Here is a 17,169-nt window from a genome sequence, read left to right as displayed (position 1 = left end):
GAACCGAAGATGACCGGGATGTCATCTCACCTTCCGTCAGGACAGCTATGCCGTCATCTCGCTGGCACTCGTAAAAACGGCCGGGGCAGACCCGGCCGTTTTTGCAGAAGAAGCGCTCGATCAGGCGGTTAGATCTTGCGGATCAGCTTCCCCTTGGAGACGTCAACCATGGTTCCCGGTGCGGGAACGCGACGGCGGCTCTCCGCGCCGCCTTTCATCATCAGCGGCTTGGGGTCGGCGTCGGTGAATTCAGGACGGGATGCCGGGCTCTTGAGAATGGTCGTCGGCAGAATTCCGGCCACCTCCGCGTTGCTCAGGGTCAGGCTGACGTCGTCTGCGCTTCCACGGGATGGCACTTCGGCGAAACTGTGGATGCCGGCGGTCGAACCGCTTTTCACGCGACCATTGCCGGCATGGCTCATGTCCAGTTCGGGATCGAGTTTCCTGGAAGCCCCCATCAGGCCGGTGGCCTTCGCGGCCGCACGTTTGGCATCGCCTACAGTGTTGCGCGACGTGGGTTCCGTCACGAAGTCTTCGCCCGCGGCCACATTCGTCAGATCGTCGATGTCGTCGTCAATCTGCGGTTCGCGGATCTGACCTCGTTTGTCATGCGCCATGTTCGTTTCCTTTCTCGGGTTCAAGAGAGGGGAACGTATGCTCGGGAACGACGGTTCCCCACTCTTTGCGGCCAAAGGGGATATGGCCGGGATGCGCGCCCTGCCATATCCATCATGCTAGTTCAACCGCACGCCTTCGGGCGGAAGTTCCGCGTCGGCATCTGTGGGCATGTCGCCAATCATGAGGCCCGAAGGCCCCATCCGGACGTTGACCGTCTCGCCGTCCTTGATCGCGCCCGAGAGAATGGCCTCGGCCATCGGATCCTGCAGGTACTTCTGGATCACGCGCTTCAACGGACGCGCGCCGTAAGCCGGATCGTAGCCTCTCTCGGCGAGCCAGTCGCGCGCTTCTGGCTCGAGATCGAGGACAAGCTTGCGCTCGTCCAGAAGCTTCTGGAGCCGTCCGAGCTGGATATCGACGATCGCGCCCATCTCCGACCGCTTCAGACGATGGAACAGGATGATCTCGTCCACGCGGTTGAGGAATTCGGGCCGGAAATGCGACCGCACCACGCTCATCACTTCCGCCCTTACCGCGTCGGTATCTTCGTTCTCCTTTTGAGACACGAGGTATTCCGAACCGAGATTCGACGTCATGATGATGATCGTGTTGCGGAAATCGACCGTGCGGCCCTGCCCATCCGTGAGACGTCCGTCGTCGAGCACTTGCAGCAGGACGTTGAACACGTCCGGATGCGCCTTCTCGATTTCGTCGAACAGCACCACCTGATAAGGCCTGCGCCGCACCGCCTCGGTCAAGGCTCCGCCTTCCTCGTAGCCCACATAGCCGGGAGGGGCGCCGATGAGGCGGGAGACCGAATGCTTCTCCATGTATTCCGACATGTCGAGGCGAACCATCGCGCCCTCGTCGTCGAACAGGAAACCAGCCAGCGCCTTGGTCAACTCGGTCTTGCCGACGCCTGTCGGGCCCAGGAACATGAATGATCCCATCGGGCGGTTCGGATCCTGCAAGCCTGCGCGCGCGCGCCTGACGGCGGTCGCCACCGCGTGCACGGCCTCGCGCTGACCGACGACGCGTTTCCCCAACTCCTTCTCCATCTGGAGCAGTTTCTCGCGTTCGCCCTCCAGCATCCTCTCGACCGGCACGCCGGTCCAGCGCGACACGATTTGCGCCACGTGGTCCGCCGTCACGGCCTCTTCCATGATGCCGCCCGACCCGTTCTCCGCAGCCTCGGTCTGGGACAGCTCCTTTTCGAACTCGGGAATCACGCCGTAGGCGAGTTCGCCCGCGCGCTGGTACAGACCCTGACGCTGTGCGGAGGCCAATTCGTTGCGGGCTTCGTCGAGCTTCTTCTTCAGGTCCGCCGCCCGTCCGAGCTTCTCCTTCTCGGAGCGCCAGCGCATGGTGATGGCGGATGATTGCTCCTCGAGATCCACCAGTTCCTTCTCGAGCCGCAGGAGCCGCTCCCGGGATGCCGGATCGGTTTCCTTCTTGAGCGCCTCCGCCTCGATTTTCAGGCGAACGATCTCGCGGTCGATGGTGTCGAGTTCTTCGGGTTTCGAATCGACCTGCATGCGCAACCGCGCCGCCGCCTCATCGACAAGATCGATGGCCTTGTCGGGCAGGAAGCGGTCGGTGATGTAGCGGTTCGACAGGGTGGCGGCCGCAACGATCGCGCTGTCGGTGATGCGCACGCCGTGATGCTGCTCGTATTTTTCCTTCAGGCCGCGCAGGATCGACACGGTGTCTTCCACCGTGGGCTCGTCCACGAAGACCGGCTGGAAGCGGCGTGCCAATGCGGCGTCCTTTTCCACATGCTTGCGATACTCGTCGAGGGTCGTCGCGCCGACGCAATGTAACTCGCCGCGCGCGAGCGCTGGCTTCAGCAGGTTGGAGGCATCCATCGCCCCTTCGGTCTTGCCGGCGCCGACGAGCGTATGCATCTCATCGATGAAGAGGATGATGCCGCCGGCGGCGGCCGTCACTTCCTCCAGCACGCTTTTCAGGCGCTCCTCGAACTCGCCGCGGTATTTGGCACCGGCGATCAGCGAGCCCATGTCGAGGGCCAGCAATTGTTTGTCCTTGAGGCTTTCCGGCACGTCCTCGTTGACGATGCGCAGGGCGAGCCCCTCGATGATGGCGGTCTTGCCGACGCCGGGTTCGCCGATCAGCACGGGGTTGTTCTTGGTGCGGCGGGACAGGACCTGAATGGTGCGGCGGATCTCCTCGTCGCGACCGATCACCGGATCGAGTTTGCCCTCGCGGGCGGCCTCGGTGAGATCGCGCGCGTATTTTTTCAGCGCGTCATAGGCGTTTTCGGACGTCGCGGTGTCGGCCGTTCGACCCTTCCGGATCTCGTTGATGGCCGCGTTCAGCGCCTGCGGCGTCACGCCGGAATCGGCCAGGATCTTGCCCGCTTCCGAATCCTTGTCAGTGGCGAGGGCCAGCAGCATGCGCTCGACGGTGACGTAGGAATCGCCCGCCTTCTCGGCCATTTTCTCGACCGTATCGAAAAAGCGCATCAATTCGCGTGTTGCCTGCGGCTGGGACGCGGCCCCGGAAACCTTCGGCTGCTTGGCGAGCCATTGCTCGACCGCCGCGCGTGCCGTCGCTGAACGGCCGCCGGCACGGTCGATGAGACCGGCGCAAAGCCCTTCCGGGTCGTCGAGCAGCACCTTCAAAAGATGCCCCGGCGCAAGCTGCGGATGGCCTTCCCGCATGGCGAGATTTTGCGCCGCCTGCACGAAGCCTCGGGCGCGCTCGGTATATTTTTCGAAATTCATGATTCACCCCTTTCGGTGCCGGTTGCCCTCATCGAGGCACAACGGACCCTTGTGATGCCGGACCTCCTTGAGAAGCATCCGCTACAGGGAAGGTGGTGTGGCATATGTGACGCAACAAGGGGCGGAACGGCGTGTTTTCCCAGGCATTGACGGTATGCGCCGGGACCGATCCGGCGCTGTTACAGGAGTTCGCGCATGGCCCGAGATCCCCGTTCCGAAGCCGAAAAGGCCCGCGCTGACCTTGCCCGCAATGCGGAGCTTGGCATGGCGGTGCCGGAGAGCCCGCTTGAGCAGCACCCGTCGGTGACCCCGCGCACCTTCGGCGATACCGGGAAAGCCGGCCGCAGCCAGTCCGCCGACCAGGGTGTCGAAGCAGGCGGCGTGCGGCCGAAGACAAACCGTCCCGCCGAGGACGCCGACGCCCTTTCGCGTGCTGGGAAACCGAAGAAATAAGGCGCGATGTGAGGCTTGTCTCTCGTCCGGCGCGGATCTAACGAGGATAGATGAGCATCCGCATCGCCGCCCTCCACCGTTATCCCGTCAAAGGCCTCTCGCCGGAGAGGCTCGATCGCGCCACCCTCACCAGAGGCGATTATTTCCCGGGAGACCGGTTGTTCGCTGTCGAGAACGGGCCGTCCGGCTTCGATGCCGAGAATCCCGAGCACCAGCCGAAGATCAAGTTTCTCATGCTGATGCGCAATGAGAGCCTCGCCCGTCTCACCACGCGGTACCTCGATGACACCTCCACCCTGGTCATCCGCGAGGGTGATCGGGAAGTTGCGCGGGGCAATGTGGCAAGCAGGGAGGGCCGACTGGCGATCGAGGCCTTTTTCCGCCGGTTCATGCCGGCGGAGCTGCGCGGGCCGCCCAAGGTGCTCGCGGCCCCGGAGGGGTTCCGGTTCACCGATTTCCGGCGCGGTTTTGTCTCCCTAATCAACCTTGGCAGCGTGGCGGCTCTTGAGAAGGTGATCGGAGCGACGATTGATCCCCTGCGCTTCCGCGGCAACCTGCACGTGGAAGGCCTGCCCGCATGGGCCGAGCTCGACCTTGTGGGTCAGGTCCTGACCACGGCCTCCGGGATCCGCCTCAAGGTGACGAAGCGAATCCAGCGCTGCGCGGCAACCAACGTCGACCCGTCGACCGGACTTCGCGATCTCGCGATTCCAAATGCTCTGTTGGAGGCTTACGGCCATTTGGATTGCGGGATCTATGCCGAGGTCCTGGAGGGCGGAACGCTCGCGGAAGGCGAGAGCCTGGCGCTCGAACAGGCGGCTTTGCCGCTCGGCTGATAGTTCGAAACGGATCAGCCGAAAATAAAAAAAGGGAGAGCTCGGCTCTCCCCTTTGCTTGATATGGCTTCGCCCAGGCCTACTCGGCGGGCGTCTCGGCTTTGGGGGTCTCGACCGCCACATTGCCATCGGCCTCGGCCTCGTCCTGACGCGGCCGGCGGACCGCGCGACGGCGGGGGCGAACCTCAGCCTCGGCGCTCTCGGCCACCTTGGGCGCGGGCGCCTCGTCGATGTCGGTTGGCAGGGGCGTCCGCACCGGGTTGGTCAGGAAAGCCGGCAGCCCGACGGGCTCCCTCACATCCGCCTCGTCCGGTTGAACCTCACGCCGCGGCGGCCGTCCACGTGGCGCACGCTCCGCACGCGGCTCCGTACGCTCGGGCCGGTCCGGACGCTCGGTCCGCACGGGAAGATCCGCACGCTCGGGCCGTTCATTGCGCTCCGGCCGGTCATTGCGTTCGATTCGATCGTTGCGATCACGATCGAACTCGGCGCGGGGTTGGTCGTCGCGCTGGAATTCCGGGCGGGGGCCGCGGTCGCGCTGAAAACGCTCACGCCGCTCGCCGCGGTCCTGTCGGTCCCCACGATCCTGGCGGTCGCCGCCAGCGCTTTGCCGGTCGCCAGACCCTTGCCTGTCGCCGGGGCCCTGCCGATCGCCGCGATCTTGCCGATCGCCACGGTCCTGACGCGGCTCGCCGCGATCTTGGCGGTCGCCACGGTCCTGGCGATCGAAGCGCGGGCGCCGGTCACCTTCGCCCCGTGCCTCGAAAGGCTGCGGCTGGGAGGCCGGATCCGTATCGTCGCCGGTCCCCTGGCGCTGCTCGAAATTCTCTTCGTCACCCTCATCCTCGAACGAGCGCGGCTGGTAGCCGTATTGCTCGCGCAGGACCTCCTGCGCCGCTGCGATGATGCGGATGTAGTGCTCGGCGTGCTGGTAATAGTTCTCAGCCGCCACCGGATCGCCGCTGGAATGCGCGTCTCGGGCAAGCTGACTGTATTTTTCGGCGATATGCTGCGCGGTGCCGCGGATCTTCACGTCCGGGCCGTTCGATTCATAGCTGCGCGTCAGGGGATTCGGTCCCTTGTTGCCGCCGCCGTTATTGTTGTTCCGGCTACGACCGCGCATACGCCTGTTCTGTCCTGGTCTCATTCTGGTCAACGACCCTCGCTGGTTCTGCTATCCCACGCGATGCAAGGCAATGTTCATCGAACGGGCTTGTCGCCCACCGTTCGCGTGGCAACCGTCTGTCGTTCAGCCACGACTCGAAAAGTCTGGCCATCCTTCAGTGTCGGGTTCAGGTGATCGCGCCTGGCTGTTCAGTGTGCCCCTGCCAGCGCGATTGATAACGTTTGATCTTCCGGGGGCTTCCGTAACACGGGTTCCGCCGATTTGTTGAGACCGATCACGTCATCTGCCGCGAATCTAGCGGGTTCCGTGCCGTCCAACAAGCGATATTTCACTTTATCCTCGTTCGGATGGGAGGAGTTGTGTCATCCGATCATGTCGGTTTGAGGGCGACGCAACGGGGATTGCCGGCGAGATCCTTGGCAAATCGGACCACGGTGAAACCCGCCGTGGCCGCAAGGTCTCGCAGGGCGGGCTCCTGATCATAGCCGATTTCGAGCACCAGATGGCCCTCGGGAGAGAGCAGCCGGCGGGCCTCGGGCAGGATGATCCGGTAGGCTTCAAGGCCGTCCTCCCCGCCATCCAGCGCCAGACGGGGATCGTGCTCCCGCACCTCCGGTTCGAGGCGATCCACCACGCCGGTGGCAATATAGGGTGGGTTCGAGACGATCAGGTCGACACCCTGGGCAAGCGCGGCCCCCCAATCCGAAACCACGAAGAGGCTCCGGGACCAGACGCCGTTTCTGGTCGCGTTCAGCCGGGCCGTTCGTGCCGCGCCCGCCGAACGGTCGACCCCGATCCCGGTGGCGTGCGGCAGCTCGTGCAGGAGTGCGACCAGAAGACAGCCGGAACCGGTCCCCAGGTCGGCGATTCGCAAGCCGGTCTGGCGGCGGGCGACGAGATCAATGGCCGTCTCGACCACGGTCTCGGTATCCGCCCGGGGCACCAGCGTCTCGGGCGACAGGATGAACGGCAGACCCCAGAACTCGCGCTCCCCGAGAATCCGCGCGACCGGCTCATGGGACAGCCGGCGGGCTGTCCAGGCGGCCAGTCTCGAGGCTTGCTCCGCGGTGAGGCGCTCGAACGGTCGGGCGATGAGTTCGGCGGCGCTGATCGCAAGGGCCGCCAGAAGGAGCACGCGGGCCTCCAGGGCGGCGGTCTCGAAACCCGCGCCAGCAAGCTTTGCGCGCAGCCTTCTCAGCGCCTCGTCGCGGGTCGCTCCCTCAGGGGCCGAACCGTTCGGGTCACTGGCCCTGGGACTGGTCATGGCGTCGTGACGCCGCTGGTCACGCCGCCTGATCCTGGTCGGCCAACTGCGCCGCCTGGTAATCCGCCGTGAGCGCGTCGATCAATTCGTCGAGGGCATTTCCGGCCAGCACTTCCTCAAGCTTGTAGAGCGTCAGATTGATGCGATGGTCGGTGACGCGGCCTTGCGGAAAATTGTAGGTGCGGATGCGTTCGGAACGGTCGCCGGACCCCACCTGGGCCTTGCGGTCGGCGGCGCGCACTGCATCCTTGGCGCTGCGCTCCGCATCGTAGAGGCGGGCGCGCAGCAACGACATGGCGCGGGCGCGGTTCTTGTGCTGGGAGCGCTCGTCCTGAACGAAGATGACCATTCCGGTCGGCAGATGGGTGATGCGGATCGCCGATTCGGTCTTGTTCACGTGCTGGCCGCCCGCGCCCTGCGCACGCATGGTGTCGATCTTCAGGTCGGAATCGTTGATGGCGATATCGACCTCCTCGGCCTCCGGCAGGACCGCCACGGTGGCGGCCGAGGTGTGGATGCGTCCGGACGTCTCCGTGTCGGGAACCCGCTGAACCCGGTGCACGCCGCTCTCGAATTTCAGGCGGGCAAAGACGTTGCGGCCTTTGACCTCGGCGATGATTTCCTTGTAGCCGCCGGCGGTGCCTTCGCTCTCCGACACCATCTCGACCTTCCAGCCCTTCAGGTCGGCATAGCGCACATACATGCGAAAGAGATCACCCGCGAACAAAGCCGCCTCGTCGCCGCCGGTTCCGGCGCGGATTTCGAGGATGGCGCTCTTCTCATCCGCCTCATCGCGTGGCAGTAGCATGACGCGCAGGTCCTGCGCCGCGTTCGCGACCGCCTCCCGCGCCTCGGGCAGCTCGTCCTCGACGAGCGAGCGCATCTCCGGATCGGTGCCCGGATCCACCAGGAGCGCCTGCAGGCCGCGCAGGTTGTCCTCCATGGCGTGATAGGCCCTGATCGCGGCGACCACCCCATCCAGCTCGGCCAATTCACGCGACAGGGCCACGAACGTCTCAGGGTCCGGGCCGGCATTCAGCGTCGCCATGACGATGTCGTGGCGGGCCAGAATGGCGTGCAGGCGTTCTTGCGGAGGCGCGATCGACATCAGACCGGAATACCATGCTGTTTTGCGAAGCGGGCGAGGATCGGGCGCAGCGAATCGCCGCCCCCGTCGCGCTCCAGTTCATCACGGATCAGGGCGCCGACGCGGTCCGCATCGAGGGCCAGCAGCATCGCCTTGACGGGGCCGATCGAGGTCGGCGCCATGGACAATGACCGGAAACCCAAACCGATCAGCGCCATGGCCTCGAGGGGGCGTCCGCCGATCTCGCCGCAGACGGTGAGTTCGCAATCGGTGGCCGATGCCTTGTCGACGACCCGTTGGAGGGCCCGCAACATCGGTCCGCTTAAGGGATCGAAGCGATCCGCCACGCGGCGGTTCTCGCGGTCGATGGCGAAGAGGAACTGCATCAGGTCGTTGGACCCAATCGATAGAAAATCGGCGACCGTGCAGATTTCCTTGAGCTGGAACAGCAGCGAGGGCACTTCAAGCATGGCCCCGAGCTTGAGATCGGCCGGCAGCGGATAGCCGTGCCGGGACAGATGGACTTTCTCGCGCTCGACCAGGGCTTTGGCCCGCACGAATTCGTCGCAGGTCGCCACCATGGGAAACATGATCTTGAGCGCACGACCGCTGGCGGCCTTCAGGAGGGCGCGAATCTGCATCCGCAGCAGGCCCGGCCGATCGAGGCCGATGCGGATTGCACGCCAGCCGAGCGCCGGGTTCTCCTCCTCGACCGCCTGCATGTAGGGCAGGATCTTGTCGCCGCCGATGTCGAGGGTCCGGAAGGTCACGGGCAGGTCGCCTGCTGCCGCCACCACCGCGGAATAGAGGGCCTGCTGCTCGGTCGCGGTTGGCATCCGCTCCGAGATCATGAATTGCAATTCGGTGCGGAAGAGCCCGATTCCGCAAGCCCCCGTATCGTCCAGATGAGGCAGATCGACCAGCAATCCGGCATTGAGCTGGAGGTTGATTTTCGCCCCGTCCTTCGTGACGGCCGGCACGTCCCGCAGCTTGAGATATTGCTCCTGCCGCCGTGCGCGTAGGCGCGCTTTCTCGGCGTAGGCCGCCTCGACTTCGGCGCTCGGGCGGATCTGGACGTCGCCGGTCATGCCGTCGACGATGATCGCGTCGCCCTGTTCGATCAGCGAGGTGGCGTTGGCCACTTCGCTGACTGCGGGGATGCCGAGGGCCCGGGCAACGATCGCGATATGGCTGGTGGGGCCGCCTTCTTCCAGCACGAGCCCGCGCAGGCGCGAGCGATCGTAATCGAGCAGGGCCGCCGGGCCCATGGAGCGGGCCACCAGAATGGCATTGTCGGGCAGCGACGCCTTGGAGGCCACCATGTCGCGGCCGACGAGCCGGTGCAGCAGGCGATTGGCAAGATCGTCGAGATCGTGCAGGCGATCCCGCAGGTAGGGGTCCGTCTGGCGCAGCATGCGGGCCCGATTGTCCGACTGGACCCGCTCGACCGCCGCTTCCGCCGTGAGGCCGGAACCCACCGCCTCGCGCATGCGGCGGAGCCAGCCCTGGTCGTGAGCGAACATGCGGAACGTTTCCAGGACTTCCCGGTGCTCGCCGTGATGGGCGACGTCGCCACGCTCGATCAGCTCGTCGATGGAGGCCCGGACGTCCCCGATGGCCTCATCGAGGCGCTGGAGCTCGTCCTCCACATTCTCGGCGATCAGGTTCTTGAGCAGCACGCGGGGCTCGTGCAGCACCACGTAGCCAAGCCCGACGCCCTCCGCCAGCACGGTGCCCCGGTGCTGGAGCGGGCGCCGGAAGGCCGTCCCGGTTTCCACGGGCGCAAGCGCCTGCAACTCGCCGGAGGCAAGCATTTCGGCCAGCACCATGGCGGTGGTCTGAAGCGCCTCGAGCTCCTCGTCGGCATAAATCCGGTAGGTGCGGTTCTGCACCACGAGGACACCGAGGGTGTTGCCCGCGCGCAGCAGCGGCACGCCCAGGAAAGCGTGGTAGATCTCCTCGCCGGTTTCCGGCTTGTAGGAGAAGGCCGGGTGGCTCTGGGCATCGGACAGGGCGAGCGGCTCGGCCGTCGCGGCGATGAGGCCGACAAGACCCTCGCCCGCCCGCATGGTCGTCAGGTGCACGGCTTCCCGGTTGAGACCCTCGGTGGCAAACAGCTCGAGCACGCCGTCGCCGCGCATCACGTAGAGGGAGCACACCTCCGCAACCATGTTGGCGGCGATCAGAACCACGATCTTGTCGAGACGATCCTGCGCCCCGACCGGCTCCGCCATGATCTCGCGGAGGCGGCGCAGCAGAAGGCGCGGACCGCCGGGAGCGCTTGGCATGAGCTGTCGATCCCGTCCTTGTTTGAGCCGACAGAACCGTCCGGCGGCTCGGGAATGAGTGTCGCAGCCTTTGTGACAGACCGTCAATCAGGCTTGATCAAGGCCGTATAACGAGTGGAGTGTGCGGACGGCAAGCTCCGTGTAGGCCGAGTCGATCAGAACCGAGAACTTAATCTCCGAGGTGGTGATGGCGCGGATATTGATGCCCTTGTCGGCGAGCGCCTTGAAGGCGCGGGCCGCGACGCCCGCATGGCTGCGCATGCCGACCCCGATCGCCGAGACCTTGACCACGTCGGTGGCCCCCTGCAGGTCCTTGAACTCGATATCGTCGCGATGGGCGTTGAGGACCGCACAGGCACGCTCGTAATCGGCCGTCGGCACCGTGAAGGTGATATCGGTGGTCGTGGTGTCGTCCGACACGACCTGAATGATCATGTCCACGTTGATGTTGGCGTCCGCCAGCGGCACGAAGATCGAAGCCGCGATGCCGGGCTTGTCCGCAACATTCCGCAACGTAATCTGTGCCTCGTCGCGCGAATAGGCGATGCCGGTCACAACCTGCTGTTCCATGATGTCTTCCTCGTCGCAGATGAGGGTGCCGAGCTTCGGATCGGCTGGATCGTCGAAGCTTGAGCGCACATAGGTCGGAACCCGGTGCATCATGGCAAGCTCGACCGAGCGCACCTGAAGCACCTTGGCGCCGAGCGATGCCATTTCGAGCATCTCCTCATACGAAACCTTGTCGAGCCGCCGCGCCTTCGTGACGATGCGCGGGTCGGTGGTGTAGACGCCGTCCACGTCCGTATAGATATCGCATCTTTCGGCCTGGATGGCGGCGGCAATCGCCACGGCGCTGGTATCCGAACCGCCCCGCCCGAGCGTCGTGATTCGCTGCGTCGGCTGGTGCAGGCCTTGAAACCCGGACACGACCGCGACTTCGCGCTTGTCGGTGAAGCCCCGCAGAATGCTGGTGCCGTCGATGGCGGCGATTCGCGCCGAACCGTGGACTTCCGAAGTCAGGATCGGCACCTGCCAGCCCTGCCACGAGCGGGCATTCACGTTCATTTCCTGCAGGGCGAGCGCCAGAAGGCCGGACGTGACCTGCTCGCCCGAGGCGACGACCGCATCGTATTCCTTCGAATCATAGAGCGCCGAGGCGTCCTTGACGAAGGAGACAAGTTCGTTGGTCTTGCCGGACATGGCCGACACGACGACCGCCACATCGTAGCCGGCCTCGACCTCGCGTTTCACATGCCGGGCGACATTGCGAATACGCTCAACCGTGGCGACGGACGTGCCGCCGAACTTCATGACGAGACGAGGCATAAGCGAGGAAGCCAGACAGATAGAGCCAGACGGGATATCGATTTGCCTCTTCGCCAAGGCGGAGGCGGCGTATACATGACGGTGGGGTGGCGTGCTGTCAACGCCGGAACAAAAGAGCGGACCGAGGGGAAGTTTTCATGAGCGACAACGCCTCCAGCACCATCGACCCGGCCGAAGTCGCGCGCTTCGAGCGGATCGCGGAGACGTGGTGGGATCCCAAGGGTCCGATGAAGGTCCTGCACCGGTTCAACCCGGTCCGGCTCGCCTATATCCGCGACGAGGCCTGCCGGCGTTTCGGCCGGGACCCGCGGTCCGCGCGCTCGCTCGAAGGCCTTAGCATCCTCGATGTGGGCTGCGGCGGCGGCGTCCTGTCGGAGCCGCTGGCCCGGCTCGGCGCGCGTGTCACGGGCCTCGATCCGGCGCCGACCAACATTTCGGTCGCCCGGCTCCACGCGGAGCGGGCCGGCCTGACCGTCGATTACCGCAACGAGACGGTCGAATCGGTGGTGGCGAAGGGAGAGACCTTCGACATCGTGCTGGCCATGGAGGTGGTGGAGCACGTGGCCGACGTGCAGGCTTTCGTCAACGCCTGCGCCAAGGCGGTCAAACCTGGCGGCTACCTTGCCATGGCGACCCTCAACCGGACGGCCAAATCCTTTGCGTTCGCCATCGTCGGCGCCGAATACCTGCTCGGCTGGCTGCCCAAGGGCACCCACGAATGGGAGAAATTCGTCAGGCCGGACGAGCTGCACACGGCCCTTCACGTTGCGGGACTGATTGTCAGCGATGAAACCGGCGTCGCCTACAATCCGCTCACCGGCGCCTGGTCCCTATCGCGGGACATGGGCGTCAACTACATGCTGCTTGCCTCGCACCGGTAGGATCTCCCGCGGCGCGAAGCGCAGGATCAGCAATCCCGCGAGCGCCGACGCGATGGAGCCGGCCAGAACACCGATCTTGGTCGCGTCGTTCAAAGCGGGATTCTCCGGAAACGCCAATGCGCCGATGAAGAGGCTCATGGTGAAGCCGATGCCGCAAAGCAGCGCCACACCGTAACATTGAAGCCTCGTGGCACCGGCCGGCACATCGGCGATGTTGAACCGGATGGCGAGCATCGAGAACGCGAATACGCCCACCTGCTTGCCGACGAACAGGCCGAGTGCGATGCCGAGGGGCAGCGGGGCCAGAAGGGCGGAGGGCGTGAAGCCCGAAAACGAGACGCCGGCATTCGCAAACCCGAAGATCGGGATGATCGCGAACGCGACCCAACCCTGCAGGGCGTGCTCGAGGCGATGAAGCGGCGATGTCTCCGTCCGCGTCTTTTTGGGTTGGGCGTCGAGCGGAATCGTCAGCGCCAGCACGACGCCCGCGAGCGTCGCATGAATTCCTGATTTGAGGACGAGGACCCATAACACGGCGCCGATGATCAGATAGGGCAGGAGCGATGTCACCCCGAGCCGGTTGAGGGCAATGAGCGCCGCGATGCAGACGAGCGCGCCTCCGAGCATCGGGTACGAGAGGTCGCCCGCATAGAACAGCGCGATGATCACGATGGCGCCGAGATCGTCGAGGATCGCCAGTGCGGTCAGAAAGATCTTCAGCGAAGTGGGCACGCGCGATCCGAGAACCGCCAAGACACCGAGTGCGAAAGCAATGTCGGTGGCGGCCGGGATCGCCCATCCGCGCGCCAGTCCGGGATCGCGCCATGTCACCGCGAGGTAGACCAGCGCCGGCACCACCATACCGCCGAAGGCAGCGATACCCGGCAGAACTCGCCTGGGCCAGGTGGATAATTGACCGTCCAGGAATTCGCGCTTGATCTCGAGACCGACGAGCAGGAAGAACACGGCCATCAACGCGTCGTTGATCCAGTGCAGGACGCTGAGACCCAGCACGTAGGTGTTCAGCAGCGCGAAATAAAAGCCGGCGGCGGGCGAATTCGCCGCCACCAACGCGGCGACGGTGACGCCCATCAGAATGATGCCGCCCGCGGCTTCGCTGTCGAGGAAACGGCGCATGACGCTCATGCGCCGCTGCGGTGTTCTTGTGCCGTCTCGGCGTCTTTGATCCACTCGCGTCTCCTTCCCCGAGATCTTTACGGGACGGGCGCGACGGATGGAAGCCTTCGGGGACCTAGGCGTCCTCGATCACATGGAATCGATTTCAGCAGCCGGGAGGGTGACGGCGTCCGAAGGCCGCTTCACGGTTCAACTAGTTGCGGTCGTCCGGCACGATCGGCAGGGGCATGACTTCGATCCCCTCCTCCAGAAGCGCTCGCGCCTCCTCGCCATTGGCCTCGCCATAGATCGAGCGCTGGTCGGCCTCGCCGTAATGCATCTTGCGGGCCTCTTCGGCAAAACCCCGGCCGACATTTTCCGCGCTCGTCATCACATGCTCGCGCAAGGCTCTGACCATGGCGCGCAACTCCCTGTCCTTTTCCGAGAGGGCCGCGACGGGCTGGGGCTCGGGAGGCGCAGGCGCGACGGCCTTTTCACCACGGGTCAGAGACGGTGCCATGATCTGCTTCTCGACCTTTGCCGAATCGCAGAACGGGCACGTCACCAATCCACGCTTGCGCTGCGCCTCAAACGCATCGCTCGTGGGGAACCAGCTCTCGAACTCGTGGGCCTGCTCGCAGGCAAGCGCGTACTTGATCATGGGCCTGACATAAGGACTCGTTGGCTGCAGGCCAAGCTCCCGGCGCGCGGGGCTCACCGTGTTTTTACTGCGTCAGGCTCTTAACAGAGCCTCCAGTTCATCCCGCGCGTCCAGCGCATAGATGTCGTCGCAGCCGCCCACGTGGCGGTCGCCGATAAAGATCTGCGGGACGCTCGTGCGCCCTCCGGCCTTCTGAATCATCTCGGCGCGAAATTCGGGTTTGGCCTCGATGTCGATTTCCGTAAAGGACGCTCCCTTTTCGTCGAGAAGCCGTTTGGCGGCAGTGCAATAGGGGCACCAGTCCTTTGTGTAGATCGTGATGGACGGCATGTTTTGGAAATCTCCTTCGGCCGGACATATAGGATGGCTTCAACGTTCCGTCACGACCCGCGCGAAAGCCAAGATGTCGACCGAGGCAGCACCGCCCCGGAGCAGGGCGCGCGATGCCGCGTTGGCGGTGGCGCCGGTGGTGAGAACATCGTCGATCAGCAGCACCCGTTTGTCTTGGAGTCGTGCCCTAACATCATCGGAGACCCGAAAGGCGCCCTGCAGGTTCTGCTGCCGCTGCGCCTTCGTCAGCCCGACCTGCTGTCGCGTCCGCTTCACGCGGGAGAGAAGAAACGGATCGCAGGGCAGGCCGCTATCCCGCGCGACCACCGCCGCCAATGCCATCGCCTGATTGAACCGGCGCTGCCACAGGCGGAAACGATGGAGCGGCACGGGCACGATCACATCGGTATCGCCGAGGAGTTCGGCACCGGCGCGGGCCATCATGCTCCCGAGCGCGCGTGCCAGCTCCAGCCGGTCGCCATATTTCAGCCGATGAACGAGAGCGCTCGCGATGCCGTCATACTCGGCAACCGCCCGGGCGCGACCGAAGACCGGCGGATCGGCGAGGGCGGCGGGAGAATGCAGGGGCATCCCGAGATCGACGGAAAAAGGGGTTCCCAATCGCTCGCAATAAGGCCGGTCAATGAAACGGATCCCAGACCAGCAGGTGGCGCAAAGCGCGTGAGGCGCCCCGGTCGCGCCCTGGCAGGCGATGCAGGTCGGCGGATAGACCAAACCGAGCAGAAACCGGGACACGCCGCGCGCCACATCTGCCAGAGGAGCGAGACGCCGGCGCTGTGCGGGTTCGGGTGCGGTCATCAACCGAGTTTAACTTTATAACATGGTGGATGTGAAGGCGCCTTGATGCGGCAGCTTCCGCCCTCTTGGCGCTGCGCCGATTTCGCGCCATACCGCCTCCATGAGCAGCCCTGTCGTCTTCGATCGATCCCTCGTTCGCCGCCGCCTGCAGCGTGCCGTGCGCGCGGGCTACGCGGATTTCCTGCTGGTACGGGCGATCGCGGATCTGGAAGAACGTCTTTCAACCGTGGCGCGGCCGTTTCCGCTCATCCTCGATGTGGGAACACCGACCGGGGCCGCCGCCGAGGCTCTCGGCCGCACCGGCACCGTGGTCAGGCTGTCACCGGTGATGGAGCCGACGAGCGTGCTGGGGGATGAGGAGCATTTGCCGTTCAGCGGCGGGCGCTTCGATCTGGCGGTCTCATTGCTCGCGCTCCAGAGCGTCAACGACCTGCCCGGAAGTCTCATCCAGATCCGCCGCGCGTTGAAGCCCGATGGGCTATTCATGGGCGCACTTTTCGGCGGCGCGACGCTGACGGAGTTGCGGCAGGCCTTCACCCAGGCGGAGGCGGAACTCGAAGGCGGCGTCAGCCCTCGTGTCGCGCCCTTCGCGGATGTGCGGGATCTCGGCGGGTTGTTGCAGCGAGCGGGCTTTGCCCTGCCGGTGGCTGATTCCGAGGTGATCCGCGTGCGCTATGGCGATCCCTTCGCGCTCATGCGGGACCTGCGCCGGATGGGGCTGACCAATGCGCTCGCCGACCGCCGCAAGGTGCCGCTCCGGCGCGCAACGCTCCTGCGGGCCGCGGAAATCTACGCGGAGCGTTTCGCCGACCCGGATGGCCGCTTGCCCGCTACGTTCGAGATCATCTGGCTTTCGGGCTGGACCCCGCATGAGAGCCAGCAAAAGCCGCTCCGCCCCGGCTCCGCCAAGATGCGCCTCGCAGAGGCGCTCGGGGTTGCCGAAAAGCCCGCAGGCGAGAAGTCGAACGATCGCGATTCGACCGAATAGCTGTGCGGCGGCCTTGGGCCCGGCTCGCCAGCGCGCTATTTTCCCAGGAAGAACAGCGCGCCGCCTCAAGGGAGGTCCTATGAAAAAGCCGAATGCTGGTCACCCGATCACCATCGAGGACAATCCCAACCGCATTCGCGTCGTGCTGGGCGGTTTCATCATCGCGGAAACGACAGAGGCGCTCACTTTGCGCGAAGGGTCGCTGCCGCCGGTGCAATACATTCCGCGCAAGGACGTGCGCATGGATCAGCTCGATCCGACAAAGCACCACACGCATTGTCCCTATAAAGGCGACGCATCCTATTTCACGGCCTCGTCGGGCGGGATGGTCGTCGATAATGCGGTGTGGAGCTATGAGAGGCCGTTCGACAGCGTCTCGCGGATTGCCGGCTACCTGGCTTTCTATCCGGAGAAGGTGGACGCCATCGAGGAGTTTACCGATTAGGCCGAGAGCTTGTTGTGGAGCGGCTTCTGGTGTCCGTCTGGCTTTGGACGGAACTCTTTCTTGTAGGCATCCAGCCCCGCTGAGCTATTTGGGGAAAAGCAAGGTCAGGCCGGCGCGCAGCCCAAGACCTTTCGGTCCGGATTCCGGCGACATGGCATAGTAACGAGCGCCTACGAACAGGCTGATC

At 64.9% G+C, this 17,169-nt stretch carries 16 protein-coding genes; 5 read left to right on the top strand and 11 right to left on the bottom strand.

The window, feature by feature from the left end; all coding sequences use genetic code 11:
* Positions 1-128: 128 nt before the first annotated feature.
* Complete coding sequence (locus FEZ63_RS19475) at positions 129-617, bottom strand: hypothetical protein (protein ID WP_150947600.1); 489 nt, start codon at positions 615-617, stop codon at positions 129-131.
* Between the two features lie 117 nt (positions 618-734).
* Entirely contained in the window at positions 735-3,362 is a 2,628-nt protein-coding gene (gene clpB, locus FEZ63_RS19470; RefSeq protein WP_150947598.1) for an ATP-dependent chaperone ClpB, read from the bottom strand.
* 195 nt (positions 3,363-3,557) lie between these two features.
* On the opposite strand from clpB, the gene FEZ63_RS19465 reads away from it, so the two are divergent.
* Both FEZ63_RS19465 and FEZ63_RS19460 read left to right on the top strand, forming a co-directional pair.
* Positions 3,558-3,815 carry a hypothetical protein gene (locus tag FEZ63_RS19465; protein ID WP_150947596.1) on the top strand — a complete coding sequence of 86 codons (258 nt, stop codon included), beginning with the start codon at positions 3,558-3,560 and terminating at the stop codon, positions 3,813-3,815.
* 50 nt (positions 3,816-3,865) lie between these two features.
* Complete coding sequence (locus tag FEZ63_RS19460) at positions 3,866-4,651, top strand: MOSC domain-containing protein (protein ID WP_150947594.1); 786 nt, start codon at positions 3,866-3,868, stop codon at positions 4,649-4,651.
* A gap of 79 nt (positions 4,652-4,730) precedes the next feature.
* Here the strand turns inward: FEZ63_RS19460 and FEZ63_RS19455 are convergent, their stop codons facing one another.
* The 5 genes from FEZ63_RS19455 to FEZ63_RS19435 form a co-directional block, all read right to left on the bottom strand.
* Positions 4,731-5,774 (bottom strand): DUF4167 domain-containing protein, encoded by a 1,044-nt coding sequence (locus tag FEZ63_RS19455; protein WP_150947592.1) that lies wholly within the window; start codon positions 5,772-5,774, stop codon positions 4,731-4,733.
* A 373-nt stretch (positions 5,775-6,147) separates the two neighbouring features.
* Complete coding sequence (gene prmC, locus FEZ63_RS19450) at positions 6,148-7,041, bottom strand: peptide chain release factor N(5)-glutamine methyltransferase (RefSeq protein ID WP_150947590.1); 894 nt, start codon at positions 7,039-7,041, stop codon at positions 6,148-6,150.
* Positions 7,042-7,060: 19 nt separating this feature from the next.
* Positions 7,061-8,149, bottom strand: a complete 1,089-nt coding sequence (gene prfA / locus FEZ63_RS19445) for a peptide chain release factor 1 (protein ID WP_150947588.1) — start codon at positions 8,147-8,149, stop codon at positions 7,061-7,063.
* Positions 8,149-10,416, bottom strand: coding sequence for a phosphoenolpyruvate--protein phosphotransferase (ptsP, locus tag FEZ63_RS19440; RefSeq protein WP_150947586.1), 2,268 nt, complete (start codon positions 10,414-10,416; stop codon positions 8,149-8,151). The genes prfA and ptsP overlap by 1 nt, the downstream gene beginning before the upstream one ends.
* 87 nt (positions 10,417-10,503) lie before the next feature.
* Positions 10,504-11,742, bottom strand: coding sequence for an aspartate kinase (locus tag FEZ63_RS19435; protein ID WP_150947584.1), 1,239 nt, complete (start codon positions 11,740-11,742; stop codon positions 10,504-10,506).
* 137 nt (positions 11,743-11,879) lie between these two features.
* Between FEZ63_RS19435 and ubiG the strand changes: the two genes are divergently transcribed.
* Positions 11,880-12,623, top strand: coding sequence for a bifunctional 2-polyprenyl-6-hydroxyphenol methylase/3-demethylubiquinol 3-O-methyltransferase UbiG (gene ubiG, locus FEZ63_RS19430; RefSeq protein WP_150947582.1), 744 nt, complete (start codon positions 11,880-11,882; stop codon positions 12,621-12,623).
* Here the strand turns inward: ubiG and nhaA are convergent.
* The 4 genes from nhaA to FEZ63_RS19410 form a co-directional block, all read right to left on the bottom strand.
* The gene (gene nhaA / locus FEZ63_RS19425; protein WP_150947643.1) at positions 12,573-13,769 is read right to left on the bottom strand and encodes a Na+/H+ antiporter NhaA; all 1,197 of its coding nucleotides are present in this window, start codon (positions 13,767-13,769) and stop codon (positions 12,573-12,575) included. The genes ubiG and nhaA overlap by 51 nt on opposite strands.
* 184 nt (positions 13,770-13,953) lie before the next feature.
* Positions 13,954-14,400, bottom strand: coding sequence for a DUF1178 family protein (locus FEZ63_RS19420; RefSeq protein WP_150947580.1), 447 nt, complete (start codon positions 14,398-14,400; stop codon positions 13,954-13,956).
* Positions 14,401-14,472: 72 nt separating this feature from the next.
* Positions 14,473-14,730, bottom strand: coding sequence for a glutaredoxin 3 (gene grxC, locus FEZ63_RS19415; protein ID WP_150947579.1), 258 nt, complete (start codon positions 14,728-14,730; stop codon positions 14,473-14,475).
* Between the two features lie 39 nt (positions 14,731-14,769).
* The gene (locus FEZ63_RS19410; RefSeq protein ID WP_150947577.1) at positions 14,770-15,549 is read right to left on the bottom strand and encodes a ComF family protein; all 780 of its coding nucleotides are present in this window, start codon (positions 15,547-15,549) and stop codon (positions 14,770-14,772) included.
* A gap of 100 nt (positions 15,550-15,649) precedes the next feature.
* On the opposite strand from FEZ63_RS19410, the gene FEZ63_RS19405 reads away from it, so the two are divergent.
* Both FEZ63_RS19405 and FEZ63_RS19400 read left to right on the top strand, forming a co-directional pair.
* Positions 15,650-16,537, top strand: a complete 888-nt coding sequence (locus FEZ63_RS19405; protein WP_150947574.1) for a methyltransferase domain-containing protein — start codon at positions 15,650-15,652, stop codon at positions 16,535-16,537.
* 79 nt (positions 16,538-16,616) lie between these two features.
* Positions 16,617-16,982 (top strand): DUF427 domain-containing protein, encoded by a 366-nt coding sequence (locus FEZ63_RS19400; protein ID WP_150947572.1) that lies wholly within the window; start codon positions 16,617-16,619, stop codon positions 16,980-16,982.
* The last annotated feature ends 187 nt before the right edge of the window (positions 16,983-17,169 follow it).

The organism is Microvirga brassicacearum, from assembly GCF_008757455.1.
GTDB lineage: Bacteria > Pseudomonadota > Alphaproteobacteria > Rhizobiales > Beijerinckiaceae > Microvirga > Microvirga brassicacearum.
Note: the sequence above shows the minus strand (reverse complement) of the source record. Positions and strands in the feature narration are given on the sequence as shown.

Excerpts from the sequence above, each read along its gene's own strand:
- FEZ63_RS19475 (WP_150947600.1), bottom strand. The coding sequence starts at position 617 with ATGGCGCATGACAAACGAGGTCAGATCCGCGAACCGCAGATTGACGAC.
- clpB (WP_150947598.1), bottom strand. The coding sequence starts at position 3,362 with ATGAATTTCGAAAAATATACCGAGCGCGCCCGAGGCTTCGTGCAGGCG.
- FEZ63_RS19465 (WP_150947596.1), top strand. The coding sequence starts at position 3,558 with ATGGCCCGAGATCCCCGTTCCGAAGCCGAAAAGGCCCGCGCTGACCTT.
- FEZ63_RS19460 (WP_150947594.1), top strand. The coding sequence starts at position 3,866 with ATGAGCATCCGCATCGCCGCCCTCCACCGTTATCCCGTCAAAGGCCTC.
- FEZ63_RS19455 (WP_150947592.1), bottom strand. The coding sequence starts at position 5,774 with ATGCGCGGTCGTAGCCGGAACAACAATAACGGCGGCGGCAACAAGGGA.
- prmC (WP_150947590.1), bottom strand. The coding sequence starts at position 7,041 with ATGACCAGTCCCAGGGCCAGTGACCCGAACGGTTCGGCCCCTGAGGGA.
- prfA (WP_150947588.1), bottom strand. The coding sequence starts at position 8,149 with ATGTCGATCGCGCCTCCGCAAGAACGCCTGCACGCCATTCTGGCCCGC.
- ptsP (WP_150947586.1), bottom strand. The coding sequence starts at position 10,416 with ATGCCAAGCGCTCCCGGCGGTCCGCGCCTTCTGCTGCGCCGCCTCCGC.
- FEZ63_RS19435 (WP_150947584.1), bottom strand. The coding sequence starts at position 11,742 with ATGCCTCGTCTCGTCATGAAGTTCGGCGGCACGTCCGTCGCCACGGTT.
- ubiG (WP_150947582.1), top strand. The coding sequence starts at position 11,880 with ATGAGCGACAACGCCTCCAGCACCATCGACCCGGCCGAAGTCGCGCGC.
- nhaA (WP_150947643.1), bottom strand. The coding sequence starts at position 13,769 with ATGAGCGTCATGCGCCGTTTCCTCGACAGCGAAGCCGCGGGCGGCATC.
- FEZ63_RS19420 (WP_150947580.1), bottom strand. The coding sequence starts at position 14,400 with ATGATCAAGTACGCGCTTGCCTGCGAGCAGGCCCACGAGTTCGAGAGC.
- grxC (WP_150947579.1), bottom strand. The coding sequence starts at position 14,730 with ATGCCGTCCATCACGATCTACACAAAGGACTGGTGCCCCTATTGCACT.
- FEZ63_RS19410 (WP_150947577.1), bottom strand. The coding sequence starts at position 15,549 with ATGACCGCACCCGAACCCGCACAGCGCCGGCGTCTCGCTCCTCTGGCA.
- FEZ63_RS19405 (WP_150947574.1), top strand. The coding sequence starts at position 15,650 with ATGAGCAGCCCTGTCGTCTTCGATCGATCCCTCGTTCGCCGCCGCCTG.
- FEZ63_RS19400 (WP_150947572.1), top strand. The coding sequence starts at position 16,617 with ATGAAAAAGCCGAATGCTGGTCACCCGATCACCATCGAGGACAATCCC.